The sequence below is a fragment of the Candidatus Chlamydia corallus genome (assembly GCF_002817655.1).
GTDB lineage: Bacteria > Chlamydiota > Chlamydiia > Chlamydiales > Chlamydiaceae > Chlamydia > Chlamydia corallus.
The window spans coordinates 292954-305595 of the sequence record NZ_NWQK01000001.1 but is presented as its reverse complement, the minus strand read 5'-3'; the positions used below and the strand labels follow the sequence as shown (position 1 = coordinate 305595).

Below are 12642 nucleotides of genomic sequence, written 5' to 3'. Positions count from 1 at the left end.
AAAGTATATACTCATTATGTTCTCTATATGTGAAAAAATGAGAGAAGATTGGGTCCTTGTATTAGGGCCTATTCATATTTTTTATTTGGCTGTTATAGTTTCATTTACTTTTTTTAAAACAAAATAATAAAAAATATGTTATATTGAATAATTATCCGTCTGATTGATTAGCTTAGTTGTGAAGTTTATGTCGAAAGATAAGAAAATGAAGCCAGAACCGAAAAAAAATTTCCCTACAGTCTTTTTTTTTCTTTTGTTTGGTGTGGTTTTTGGTGTAGTTGCATTTCAAAATTTTGTAGCTGGGAAGAAGGCTAAAGTAGGTTTTAGCCATCAAATAGAGCACCTTGTTAACTTGCGTTTAATCGTTCCAGAAGATAGCCATAAGATAGCACTTAACGATAATTTAGTTTCTTTTGGCGGACGTTTTCGTGATGTCCAAACTCAAGAAGGACAAGTACATTATCATTATCTAGAGCTTATTGACCAGGGGCATCGGTTAGACTTTGATCTTCAAGAGACGAGCAAGAGCCTTACTATCTTAGGCAAAGAGGTCACGAATTCCATACTATGGTTTTCTGCAATTTCAGGATCCCCAATTCCTGAACAAGGGTATCCAATTTCTTATCAGGATGAAGGAGGAGGCTCTCTGTCGATAGAGCCTCTGGTTGTTACAGGACCTGCAAATCCACAGCTGATCAATCTACATGCCTTAGAAGAGCGTTATCGAGCGCTGTCGCAATCTTCAGCAGTTTTACGTACCTACGGCTCAGATCTTTACGAGTTAATAGGCAAGTACCTTTCTCCCGTTTTAGGAATAGGATCCGAGACTTTAAAAAGAGAGCTTAAAGATCTCTATCAGCAAGTTGAGGTCTCTTTAACTCAGGAGACTGATGGCGAACAAGCCTATACACTTTATGGGCAGGTTCTTAATACTTTGAATCGGATCTCTTCTTCTTTAGTATTGTCTGAGGGAGGAGAACGTTTTTCTCAACTCCGTTCTGTACGCCTTTATCGAGAGGAGTGGAACAAGTATCATAAATTGGTCGAGGTGCGCGATCTCAATCAAGCACAGTTAGAGAAGCTTCGTAGTGAATTAAGTCAGACAGTTTGGTACTTCAATAACCAAGAGCTTTCTTCTCGTAGTTTAGAGAAACAGGATCCCGAAGTTTTTGGCCACTGGTTTGCGGGGGCTAAGGAAGAGTGGGCTGCCTTTAAGTTTAACCATTCGCTATCATTTAAGGCTCCAGATCAACCAAGAAACCTAGTTTTGGAGAAAACATTTAAGAGCCAAGAGCCTTCACCACACTATTTAGGATATCTTTTTACATTTTTACCTATTATTTTAGTTTTACTCTTCGTCTACTTGGTCTTTTCTCGTCAGATGCGAGGGATGAGTGGTTCTGCGATGTCTTTTGGGAAATCTCCTGCGCGGATGCTGCTCAAGGGACAGAATAAGGTTACTTTTGCTGATGTTGCTGGTATCGAGGAAGCTAAAGAAGAACTTATTGAGATTGTGGACTTCTTGAAAAATCCCAATAAGTTTACTAGTTTAGGAGGACGTATTCCAAAAGGAGTGCTGTTGATAGGACCCCCAGGAACAGGAAAGACCTTAATTGCTAAGGCTGTATCTGGAGAGGCGGATCGTCCCTTTTTCTCGATTGCTGGTTCCGATTTTGTTGAGATGTTCGTTGGAGTCGGCGCAAGCCGTATCCGTGATATGTTTGAGCAAGCAAAGCGTAACGCTCCTTGCATTATCTTTATTGATGAAATTGATGCTGTAGGACGTCATCGTGGTGCTGGTATTGGTGGTGGTCATGATGAAAGAGAACAGACATTAAACCAACTTCTTGTAGAAATGGATGGGTTTGGCACCAACGAAGGTGTTATTCTTATGGCTGCAACCAACCGTCCTGATGTTCTAGACAAGGCTCTGCTCCGCCCAGGACGTTTTGATCGACGTGTTGTGATGAACCTTCCTGATATTAAGGGGCGTTTTGAGATTCTTATGGTACACGCAAAGAGAATCAAGTTAGACCCCACTGTAGATCTTATGGCAGTTGCTAGAAGTACGCCAGGAGCTTCTGGAGCAGATTTAGAAAATTTATTGAATGAGGCTGCCTTATTAGCAGCACGTAAAGACCGTACTGCAGTTACTGCTGTTGATGTTGCTGAAGCTCGTGATAAAGTTCTTTATGGTAAGGAACGTAGAAGCTTAGAGATGGATGCCGAAGAGAGAAAAACTACAGCATATCACGAGTCTGGTCATGCTGTTGTAGGGCTTTGTGTACAGCACGGAGATCCTGTAGATAAAGTTACAATTATCCCCAGAGGGCTCTCTTTAGGAGCTACTCATTTTCTACCAGAAAAAAATAAGCTGAGTTATTGGAAAAAAGAGCTTTACGATCAGCTTGCTGTGTTGATGGGAGGTCGTGCTGCTGAGGAAATCTTTCTTGGAGATATTTCCAGCGGTGCTCAGCAAGATATATCCCAGGCTACAAAGCTAGTACGCAGTATGGTTTGTGAGTGGGGAATGAGTCCTCAGCTAGGAAATGTCACTTATGACGACCGTTCTGATGCCTTGACAGGTTATGGTGCTTATCACGAAAAGAGTTATTCAGAAGAAACAGCAAAAACTATTGATACAGAATTAAGAACACTTTTAGATGCTGCATACCAACGTGCATTAGATATAATTAATGAGCACAAGGCAGAAGTAGAACTCATGACTCAGATGCTAATCGAGTTTGAAACTCTCGATTCCAAAGATGTTAAAGAAATTATGGACCATACTTGGGAACCCGAGAAGAAAAGGGCACGTCTGAAAGAAGAGGGAATGTTATTCAAAAAGTCTTCCGATGATCTTCCTCCACCCCCTCCCAAAGAAGATACTTTGTCTGGCTTGGGGTTTAATGCTACTTAGACCCGTCCAGACGACAACTGCAAAGTAGAAGATTACCCTAAAGTTGCTTTGTGGCTAAGCTTAAGTTGGCCTTTTTCATTGATGCTTAAAAGTTTTACATCAATGATATCGCCTTCTTTAACAACATCGCCGATATTCTCTATTCGCTGTCTAGAAAACTCGGAAATGTGGCAGAGTCCTTCTTTCCCAGGGAGAACTTCGACAAAAGCTCCAAAGGGAACTACTGAAGTTACGCGACCTCTGTAGGTCTTTCCAACTTCAACTTCACCAACTAAACCTTCAATGATTTCTTTAGCTTTATTGATTGCCGACGCTGAGGATGCAGAGATACTGACAATTCCTAAATCATTAATATCGATTTGGACACCAGTCTCTTCAATGATCTGACGAATTTGCTTGCCTCCAGGTCCGATTACTGAAGCAATTTTTGTTGGTTTAATTTGGATAGTTTCAATACGAGGTGCGTATTGAGATAGGTCTGCTTTCGGAGCAGCAAGGGCTTCGTTCATAACATTTAAAATATCATTACGCCCCTGTTTTGCTTGAGAAAGAGCTTTTTTCATGATATCGGGGGTGATTCCTTCAACTTTGATATCCATTTGGAAGGCTGTAATTCCTTCGGTACTCCCTGCTATTTTAAAGTCCATGTCTCCGAGATGATCTTCAAGACCTGAAATATCAGAGAGGATGATAGCTCCATCGTCATCAAGGATTAACCCCATAGCGATTCCTGTAATAGGAGTAAAAATAGGGACACCAGCATCCATAAGAGCTAGGCAGCCGCCACACACAGAAGCCATCGATGAAGAACCATTAGATTCTGTAATATTAGATTCTATACGGATGGTATAGGGAAATGTAGCACTATCGGGAAGAGCATGGCTTAGGGCTTTCTCTGCGAGTTTGCCGTGACCAATTTCTCGTCTTCCTGGAGACCCCATTCTCCCTACCTCTCCAACAGAAAAGGGGGGGAAAAAGTATTGTAGGTAAAATTTTGAAAGGCCCTCACCATTGAGATCTTCATAACGTTGCGCCATGGCCTCACTGCCCAAAGTACAAACTGCTAGTGTTTGTGTTTCTCCACGAGTGAAGAGACAGCTACCGTGAGTGCGAGGAAGGTAAGAAGTTTCAATGCCAATAGGACGAACTGTAGTTAAGGAACGTCCATCCGCACGAACTCCTCTTTCTCTTATGAGAGCGCGCATCGTATTAGATTTTAATGTTTTGCATGCTGCTTTGATGTTAAAAGAGGAGAAAAGATCATCATCTTCACGCTCCAATTTTTCTAAAACAGTTTCTTCAATTTCATGCGCGGTAGCTGCATGTACTTTCTTGTCGTTAATGTTGAAAAGCTGAATAAATTTGTTTTGAACACATTCCTCTACTGCTGTTAAAACTTCTAGAGGAAGGGGATACACTACACTGAGATTTTTAGACTTTCCGATTTCCTCTTGCCACATTTGCAATTTTTTACAGATCGTAACAATATGTTTGTGACCAAATTCTATAGCACTGAGTACTTGTTCTTCAGTAAAGAAATCGCAATGACCTTCTATCATTAAAATAGCATTTTCTGTTCCAGCGAGTACGAGATCTAGAGTAGAGGCTGCTAGTTCGGCTTTTGTAGGATTGATTATCCACTTCTTATCAATACATCCAATGCGTACTCCAGCAACAATGTTATTCTGTGGAATATCTGAGATCGCTAAGGCTGCCGATGCTCCGCAGATAGCGAGAGGATCAGGTAACACTTGACCGTCGTAAGACCATACATAAGATAAAATTTGAACATCTTGCATGAGTCGGTAAGGGAATGAAGGACGCAGAGACCGATCAATTAAGCGAGAAACTAAAATTTCTTTCTCGGAAGGGCGTCCTTCTCTTTTTATGAACCCACCAAGGGTTTTTCCTGTGGAAGAAAATTTTTCTTGGTAATCAACTCGTAAGGGAAGAAAATCTACCTTGTCATCAAGGTTCACAGCACAAGCACTTGCAAAAACGCAAGTTTCCCCTGAACGGACAAGAACCGCTCCGTTAGCTTGACGAGCAATTTTCCCTGTTTCAAATACCAACATTTTACCTTCGGTCAGATTGATAGAAATAGTTTGAAAATTCATGAAGGTCTCCTGTTAGATATTTGTAGGGAAAACTAAAAAACTACTTACGTAGATTTAATCTTGTAATTAAATTTTTATATCTTTCGGTATCAGTAGAATTAAGATATTCCAAGAGCTTTCTCCTTTGACCAACAAGCTTAAGTAATGCTAAGCGGGAGTTTTGGTCTTTAGGAGATCTTTTAAGATGTTCTTTCAATTCTGCGATATGTTCCGTGAGAATAGCAATTTGTACATCTGCCGATCCTGTATCCTTTTCATGAAGTTGAAACTTCTTTGTGATTTCTTCCTTAGTTCCTTTATCCAAAGACATCGGATGTCTCCTTAAAATAATTACCGCAAAAGCCAATTATACTTGAGAACATGGTTAATGTACACCTTTTGGTAGGGTAAGACTTTTTTTTCTGTAACAAAGAAAAAATTGGAAGGTTATTGAAAGGTCTGAGATTGCTTCATAAAAGGGTTTTATTGATATTGTATATTGTTATTTTTTTTCTTTTTAGAATTTGCAACGTAATAAATAATATTATTTAGAATTGGATAGAGAGATGTTTTTCGATATGGAAAAAGATGTTTTTTTTATGCAACAAGCCTTCAAAGAAGCTCGTAAGGCCTATGATGAGGATGAAGTTCCTATAGGTTGCATTATTGTAAAAGAGAATAAAATTATTGCTCGTGCGCATAATTCTGTAGAGAAGCTTAAGGATGCTACAGCTCATGCTGAAATTTTATGTATAGGGTCTGCTTCTGAGGCTTTAGATAATTGGCGTTTATCGGATACTGTGCTCTACTGTACGTTAGAACCTTGTTTGATGTGTGCGGGTGCGATTCAATTAGCTAGAATTTCTAGAGTTGTTTGGGGGGGACCAGACGTCCGTTTGGGAGCAGGAGGCAGTTGGATCAATATTTTTACTAAGAAGCATCCCTTCCATACGGTTACTTGTACTGGGAATGTATGTCGGGAGGAGGCAGAACATTTAATGAAACAATTTTTTATAGAAAAGCGTAGAGAGAAAAGTGAAAAATAAAATTATTACATTACTAGACCAGCTTTACGAGGATCAGAAATTACGACTCCAACAGTTAGGAGAGGAGATCATTCCTAATTTAACTCCCGAAGATTTATTGCAGCCTATGGATTTCCCTGAATTGGAAGGAAATCCCTTTTTTCGCTTTGAAGAGGGTGTTTTATCAGGAATCGGTGAGGTTCGTGCTGCAATTTTAGCGGTGCTTTCTGAGGAGAATTAGAATCTCAAAGAAGTAATATAGGGGTTAGGAATTTTTTCTTTTTTACAAAATAGGATGCTCAACATGATTGCAAGCATCGATCCGAGGAATAGGAAGAAGGCTCCAGAAAAAATGAGAATGCAACAGTAGAACCCTAAAATGAATACGAAGCCCCACTTTCTTGAGACTGATAGGGGAGTAGCCCCTATTGTAAAGCGCTTTTCTGGATCCAAGAAGATCTGCACAGTCAAAACACCGCAGATAAGACTTTCTGGGCCGAAGAAGGCGTGAGAGCTGTGGATTAGAGCCATGAATCCCCAGAGAACAGCTCCTGTAATTAGTACCTCGCCTGAGATTAGGACGAGAACACTGAACGCTCCTAACTTGCGGATGACGTGGTGGATAGCTTTGTAGAAAAGAAAGAAATCCAGGACATTGCGTAAAAGAAGTCTTTGAGTGATTTCAAAGCTTTGATCTTTATGTAGGCATAGAGAATCTGCTGTGACTAGAGGATAGGTGAAAAATTGCCAAAAATGATGTTTCTGGATCCCTTTAACAGAAAGGGCTAGAGCTTCAAGAAGCCCAGAAATTCCAAAAATTTTATTTATGATATAAGAAAGGAACGGGGCGATACACGAAGTAACTAGTATAACCGACGGAAGTTTTTTTAAAAGCTTAGATAGGTTAGGCAATTTGTTGTGTTTATCGGGAAAGATCACCCTCATAGAGGCTGTACCTACAGTCTGACGGTCAAGCCTCCATAGTAGAGGATGGATTGTTTTATTAGAAGACTATTGTCATAGTTTAATCAGAGGGTGAGGTCGTTAGATTCGCTTTAATTGTTAGTTCTTTTAGAGTGGAGAGCATTGAGCTAGTAGCTTGTAGAATTTGCATGGATTCCGTGGTTGTTGAGTTTGCAGCTTTTTGGTTCGCTTGTGCTCTTTGTTGTGCCGAGGAGAGTTCTTGTTGTATCATCTGACGGTTTGCTGAAATCTGTTGGTTTGAGCTTTGGTAGGATTGGATTTCATTTTGGTTAGTATATTCGTCATCAGTTCCAGCTTTTTTCTGTAGATCAGGAACTTTGAGTAAAGGGAGGTTAATGAGCTCTTTAACTCTTTGCTGCTGGACTACTGTATTATCTTCTAGTACGGCTATGATTGATTTGCTGTATTCGGTTGTGGATTCAGAGAGTTTGAGCATTACAGTAATGCAAAAGTAGAAGGCTGACTGTTTATTAATTGTGATGGAGTCACGAACTACTTTTGTAGAATCGGGAATCACTTTATTGGTTTTATTTATTGTACTGGGGAGGGGATTTATCGCCATAAGTTCCTCTATAATTAGATGTTAGCAATTAAGCTTACAATTTGGGAGAAGGTTTGGATAAGAGCTTGTCCTACCTGTAGGGATTGTTGAATAATGTTATTATTTGTGTTTAAGTTGCTGGAAATTACCTGCGCAGCATTTCCTAAACTGGAAATTTGGTTTTGGATAGCTTGTCGAGAAGCGCCTATCGCTTGGTTATCAGATTGGATATTTTGCAAATAGGTAGAGGAGGTATCGTTTAGTTTATTTTTAGGAATACTGACGTATTGGTATAAAGCTTCCTGGTTATTTAAGTAGGTTTGTGCTGAAGCATTTGCTTGAAGTTCTTGGGCAATAATCGACAGGTTGTCTTGGGCAACTAATACGGATTGATATACGTAGTAAACAGTAATAATCAGGGGATTTGAGTCTTTTGAGAATTTTGTAATGATATCGTCAGCAGTTGCTGTATTCGGTCCTTCTGTAATTGGAGTTCCAGGAACATTTATGGCTGCTTGTAGAGGTTTTTTTACGGAGAGAGGGTCTATAATCCACATATTCAACCTAACTAGTTTTTGGTTTTAAAATGTTTAAGGATGGTTTAATTAATTATCCTAGGGGTTTATTCATTTGGTTTACGGTGCTTCCTATCGAGTTTGTCGTTTTGATAAAAGAGGAATCTTGTGAGGCTAGCTGTTGTATGATGTTAATGTTTGTAGAGGCGTGTGAGAGGATAATCTGACCGTTTTGTCGTGTGGTTACGAGTTCATCTTGGATGTTAGATCTTTGAGCTGAGTAGTTTTGGTTCTGATTTTGTACTCGAGTGATCTCGTCTTCTTTTGCTCCAGCACTTACTATGGCGTACTTGATCTGATTAGTTTCTTGGTTTAATTGTTGTTGAATATTAGTATTGTCGTTTAATTGTTGTGATTGAGTCAGAACTGTTTGTTGTCGAATTTCAATTGCTTGTAAAAGAAGCTCGTAAATGCTAAAAAGCACAGCACCTATTTTAGGTGTATTTAAAGGTTCTAGGGGAGGGCGAGAACTGTTTGTAGCATTAGCTGTGGGATTAGTCCCTGTAATAGTTATAGACATAATAAAAAAATTTAACTTTTGTTTAGTTTTATTCTAACAAGAAAGAAAACGTTTATTAAAATAAATTTTTTATGATTTTTCTTTGTTGATTGTTATTAAGTATTTTGTTTTTTAGATAACTAATAAAAAGTTTTGGTGGCCCAGAGAATTTTGGGACTACTAGATTGGGGTAAGAAGAGCTTAGCATGGATCCTGATAGAGGCTTTTGCAGACTCCCTAGTTGTGTTATATAAATCTTTAGCTGGAGAGGAGAAGAAAGTGTCTGGGAATGAGTGCAATGACTATCCAGAAGTTTTCAAAGATGACGTAAGTGCTTACGTATTGGTAACTTGTGGTCAGGTATCTTCTGACGGCAAAATCCAGGTGGAGATGACTTATGAAGGAGATCCTGCTGTGATCAGCTATTTATTAACAAAAGCACGAGACTCTTTAGACGAGTCTTAAACTTATTCATTTATTGGGATGTTAAAACCGATGTACGTGCTTAGCAAACGTCTGTATCGATGGGTAAATCAGCCTATTAAGTTAGGAAATTTGATAAAGAACACGCGATCATTTTCTATAGAATGGGTTTTTATAAGTGCTCTGTTGTCGATTTTTGCGTGTTTAGGTTGCGCATCTGTTGTTAAAGTTTCCTTAATTCCCTTTCTATTAGTATTTTCTTCTTTGGCGCTGCCACTGATTTTATGTTTTCGTGGCAAGGGCTATGCTTTGCTTACGGGGATTTTTGTAACTTTTTATCTTGCTAAGTATGTTATTGGAGAACCTTTATATCAGTCCTTTTGGTTTTCTGGTTTAGGTTTATCATTTTTACTTTCTTACGGGCTTTTCCTTCAAGGGGTATGGCTTGCTCAAGAAGAAGAGGTGGCTAAGGGGAAAGAGCGGGTAAGGCTTTCGGAAGATTTGGATGAGCAACGTAATGTTTATCAAGATTTACTAGAGAAAAAGAGCCAAGAGAAGGAATTTTTGGATGCTCGTGCTCAAGGTTTAGAGAAAGAGCTTACGAAATGTCAGGAGCTTTTAAAAGAGGCCTATCAGAAACAAGAGTACTTAACTATAGATTTGAAAATTTTAGCTGATCAAAAAAACAGTTGGCTAGAAGATTACGCAGAACTTCATAATAAGTATGTTCAATTGGTTTCTAAGAACGAGGATGTTGTGTTTCCTTGGTTAGCAGAGCCTTTGGTTTATGAAAGTGATGGTTCAGCGAATTCAGATCTTTCTCTATGGGCATCTGCTTTGCAGGAAAAGGAAAAGAGTTTAGAGTGTTTACGAAATGAGATTTTAGTAGAGAAGCAACGTTGTTCTGAGTATGAAAACCGTTGTCACCAACTAACCCTCTCGTTAGAAAATTTTACTACGCTTGAAATGAGATGCGAGGAGCTTCAAGACCTTTTAAATCAGAAAGAAACAAAGATAGATCAGCTCCACCAATTGGTGCGTGAATTTGAAGAGAAGGCGGTTACTCAGGCTTCTGCGAATTCTGTCATTAGTTCAGACGAAGAAAAGCATTATAAAGGGTTATATTCTCAGCTTCAAGAGCAGTTTATAGAAAAGAGCGAGACCCTCTCCTTGGTAAGAAAAAAGCTTTTTGCTGTTCAAGAAAAGTATTTGACTTTGAAGAAAAAGGAAGAGCTTACCAAGCAAGACATGTCTTTTGATGATGTTTCCATGATCCAAAGACTCCTAGAGCGTATTGAGCTTTTCGAAGAAGAAGTTAGTCATTTAGAAGAGTTAGTATCTCGTAGCCTCTCTCTGTAATTGCTATGGTATGTTCCCATTGTGCGCTTGGTTGATTATCGCACGTACGTGCTTCCCATTGATTTTTGGGATCTATAATGCCTTCTTTTCTTCCTACATTAATCATAGGTTCTATAGTAAAGATCATTCCTGGTGCTAGAGGAATCATAGAGCGGTTTCTATAATGTGGTACATAGGGGTTTTCGTGAAACTCAATTCCAACGCCGTGTCCCACAAACTGGTCTACGACAGAAAATCCATAGAGGTCAGACCGAGCCTCTATAGCTTCGCCAATTTCACAAAGGGCAATGCCTGGTTTTAAAATAGCTATAGCATCGTTAAGACATTCTAAAGATGCTTGGCATACTTTCTTTTTAATTTCTGGAACCTCTCCGATCATCACCATACGGCTGCAGTCTCCGTAGTAGCCATCAACAATGCAGGACACATCTATGTTCATGATATCACCGTCTTTTAGTGGAATATCGTTAGGAATTCCATGGCAAATAATCTCATTTAATGAGGTACAGATTGTCTTTGGAAATGGTGGTGAGCCGTAGTGGAGTGGAGCAGCAATGGCATCATATTTCTTGTGCAGCTCTTGCGAAAACTGATCCAATTCATTTGTAGTTACGCCCTTTTGAGATGCTTTGCATAGCTCATCTAAAATACGCGCTGTAACTTGACAGGCAGTATAGATTTTTGCTTTTTGTTCTGGAGTTTTGAGTATGATGCTATATTGGGAAGCGTAATGTTGCTTTAATGCTTCCGAAGACATTTTGGGAGGTTGGGGATAATGACACTGTTTCCATTTACGTTGACTCCCACACCAACAAGGCTCGTTTCTTTTCATAAGGATCACCCAATATAAAAGCCCATATTAAACGCAATTGAGATGCCTTTCAACATAAGGTTTGCTGACATAAGTAGTAGAGCAATACCGAATAATCTTTCCAAGGCAAGGAGTCCGAAATTTCCCAAAACACGATCAAAAAAGCTCGAGCATAGCAGAGTAAATAAAGAAAACGTCCAAGCGACGATCATTGCAGTAAAAATAATTTCCCTAGAATGCACTCCCTCTTCCATGTAGCTAAGGATTGCTGTAATGACAGCAGGGCCTGTGATTACTGGAAAAGCTAAGGGAAAGAATATAGGTTCTGTTTTCGAGTTGTCGTCTTTAGTCTTTGCTGGCATCGGTGCCAGCATCATTTTCAGAGAGACGACAAAGAGGAGAAAACCGCCTATGATTTGAAAAGAGTACAGAGAAATATCCAAAAACTGGAAGAAGCTTCTTCCAAAAGTGACGAAAATAACCAGAGCTCCGAGAGCAAACAGGCATTCTCTCAGGATTATCCTTTGTTGTTTTTTTCGGGAAAAGTTTTTTAACAAGGCAACGAAGATGGGAATCGACCCAGGAGAATCGAAGAGGACATAAAATAGCAGACTAAGATTAATTAAGGTGAGCATAGCTTATTCTATAAAAATGCTTGTTGTAATCCTGAAACTAGAAGTTGGGTCCCCACAATGGTCACAAAAAGTCCTAGAACTGTTTGTGTGGCGAGGAGTACTTTGTTTCTTTTACAGAAGATTTGAAGGGAGAAGGTAGATAGGGTAATGAGCGTCCAGCTGAGAATTAGGATTTGGAAATTGATCCAGGTATTGTGATTTCCTCCTATGAGTGTACAGCAAGCTGCTAACCATGAGGGTCCAAACATCAGTGGGAGGGCTATTGGAGAAATCCACGGAGAAGATGCTTGAGGAACACTGAATTTATAAGGGATCCAGGCTTCTTCTTTTCCCAATCGCAAGACAGCTCTAGCTCCTGTTAAGGTCACAGCAATTCCCCCAACAACTTGTATAGTGCAGACTGGGGTATTCAATATTTTTAGACCCCCGAGAGAGAGTCCATAAAGAGCAAACATAGCAATGAATGCGAAGCAGCTCTCTCGTAATAAAATAAGCATCCGTTGCTTTAACGAATAGTTTGTGAGGAGATAGTGTAACGCTAAGACATTAGTTAAAGAATCGGAGGCCAACAGCAAAATACATGCTTGGGGTAACAAAAAAGAAAATTGTATCATGGGCTAGTTTTTTAACCTCATTTCCTATTATTTTCAAGGGAATCCTCTAGAGGATGCTATTCAATAGAAAGAGTTTATTGAGTATTGAGATTTGTATAAATTTTTATTTATAGGTAACATTTTTTTGAACTGGATGTGTAAAAGAGATAGTTAGTTATGT

14 protein-coding genes are annotated in these 12642 nt (G+C 39.3%); 5 read left to right on the top strand and 9 right to left on the bottom strand.

Annotated features, from left to right (window positions below; translation table 11 throughout):
• Nucleotides 1-187: 187 nt before the first annotated feature.
• A complete protein-coding gene (ftsH, locus tag CMV32_RS01335) occupies nucleotides 188-2920 on the top strand; it encodes an ATP-dependent zinc metalloprotease FtsH (protein WP_100934141.1) in 2733 nt (910 codons plus the stop codon).
• Nucleotides 2921-2952: 32 nt separating this feature from the next.
• Here the strand turns inward: ftsH and pnp are convergent, their stop codons facing one another.
• Nucleotides 2953-5037, bottom strand: coding sequence for a polyribonucleotide nucleotidyltransferase (gene pnp, locus CMV32_RS01330; protein WP_100934140.1), 2085 nt, complete (start codon nucleotides 5035-5037; stop codon nucleotides 2953-2955).
• Between the two features lie 40 nt (nucleotides 5038-5077).
• Nucleotides 5078-5347, bottom strand: coding sequence for a 30S ribosomal protein S15 (rpsO, locus tag CMV32_RS01325; RefSeq protein ID WP_010883633.1), 270 nt, complete (start codon nucleotides 5345-5347; stop codon nucleotides 5078-5080).
• A gap of 247 nt (nucleotides 5348-5594) precedes the next feature.
• Here rpsO and CMV32_RS01320 point away from each other — a divergent pair, with 247 nt between their 5' ends.
• The gene (locus CMV32_RS01320; RefSeq protein WP_100934345.1) at nucleotides 5595-6062 is read left to right on the top strand and encodes a nucleoside deaminase; all 468 of its coding nucleotides are present in this window, start codon (nucleotides 5595-5597) and stop codon (nucleotides 6060-6062) included.
• A complete protein-coding gene (locus tag CMV32_RS01315; protein ID WP_100934139.1) occupies nucleotides 6052-6282 on the top strand; it encodes a hypothetical protein in 231 nt (76 codons plus the stop codon). The genes CMV32_RS01320 and CMV32_RS01315 overlap by 11 nt, the downstream gene beginning before the upstream one ends.
• On the opposite strand, the gene CMV32_RS01310 is transcribed toward CMV32_RS01315, so the two are convergent.
• From CMV32_RS01310 to CMV32_RS01295, 4 genes are all read right to left on the bottom strand, one after another.
• A complete protein-coding gene (locus CMV32_RS01310; RefSeq protein ID WP_100934138.1) occupies nucleotides 6279-6986 on the bottom strand; it encodes a hypothetical protein in 708 nt (235 codons plus the stop codon). The genes CMV32_RS01315 and CMV32_RS01310 overlap by 4 nt on opposite strands.
• Before the next feature lie 79 nt (nucleotides 6987-7065).
• Nucleotides 7066-7587: a CT847 family type III secretion system effector protein gene (locus CMV32_RS01305; RefSeq protein ID WP_100934137.1), complete on the bottom strand. Its 522-nt coding sequence runs from the start codon at nucleotides 7585-7587 to the stop codon at nucleotides 7066-7068.
• A 14-nt stretch (nucleotides 7588-7601) separates the two neighbouring features.
• Nucleotides 7602-8123, bottom strand: a complete 522-nt coding sequence (locus CMV32_RS01300) for a DUF720 domain-containing protein (RefSeq protein ID WP_100934136.1) — start codon at nucleotides 8121-8123, stop codon at nucleotides 7602-7604.
• Between the two features lie 52 nt (nucleotides 8124-8175).
• The gene (locus CMV32_RS01295; RefSeq protein ID WP_100934135.1) at nucleotides 8176-8661 is read right to left on the bottom strand and encodes a DUF720 domain-containing protein; all 486 of its coding nucleotides are present in this window, start codon (nucleotides 8659-8661) and stop codon (nucleotides 8176-8178) included.
• 258 nt (nucleotides 8662-8919) lie between these two features.
• On the opposite strand from CMV32_RS01295, the gene CMV32_RS01290 reads away from it, so the two are divergent.
• Together CMV32_RS01290 and CMV32_RS01285 are read left to right on the top strand one after the other, a co-directional pair.
• Nucleotides 8920-9105: a hypothetical protein gene (locus CMV32_RS01290; RefSeq protein WP_192940637.1), complete on the top strand. Its 186-nt coding sequence runs from the start codon at nucleotides 8920-8922 to the stop codon at nucleotides 9103-9105.
• Between the two features lie 30 nt (nucleotides 9106-9135).
• Nucleotides 9136-10422, top strand: a complete 1287-nt coding sequence (locus CMV32_RS01285) for a coiled-coil domain-containing protein (protein WP_239923127.1) — start codon at nucleotides 9136-9138, stop codon at nucleotides 10420-10422.
• On the opposite strand, the gene CMV32_RS01280 is transcribed toward CMV32_RS01285, so the two are convergent.
• From CMV32_RS01280 to CMV32_RS01270, 3 genes are read right to left on the bottom strand one after another with little or no spacing between them, the layout of a single operon-like run.
• Nucleotides 10379-11254: a methionyl aminopeptidase gene (locus tag CMV32_RS01280; RefSeq protein WP_100934133.1), complete on the bottom strand. Its 876-nt coding sequence runs from the start codon at nucleotides 11252-11254 to the stop codon at nucleotides 10379-10381. The two genes, CMV32_RS01285 and CMV32_RS01280, sit on opposite strands and share 44 nt — an antisense overlap.
• A 5-nt stretch (nucleotides 11255-11259) precedes the next feature.
• Nucleotides 11260-11868 (bottom strand): MarC family protein, encoded by a 609-nt coding sequence (locus CMV32_RS01275; RefSeq protein WP_100934132.1) that lies wholly within the window; start codon nucleotides 11866-11868, stop codon nucleotides 11260-11262.
• A gap of 8 nt (nucleotides 11869-11876) precedes the next feature.
• Nucleotides 11877-12482 carry a MarC family protein gene (locus CMV32_RS01270; protein WP_100934131.1) on the bottom strand — a complete coding sequence of 202 codons (606 nt, stop codon included), beginning with the start codon at nucleotides 12480-12482 and terminating at the stop codon, nucleotides 11877-11879.
• Between the last annotated feature and the right edge of the window lie 160 nt (nucleotides 12483-12642).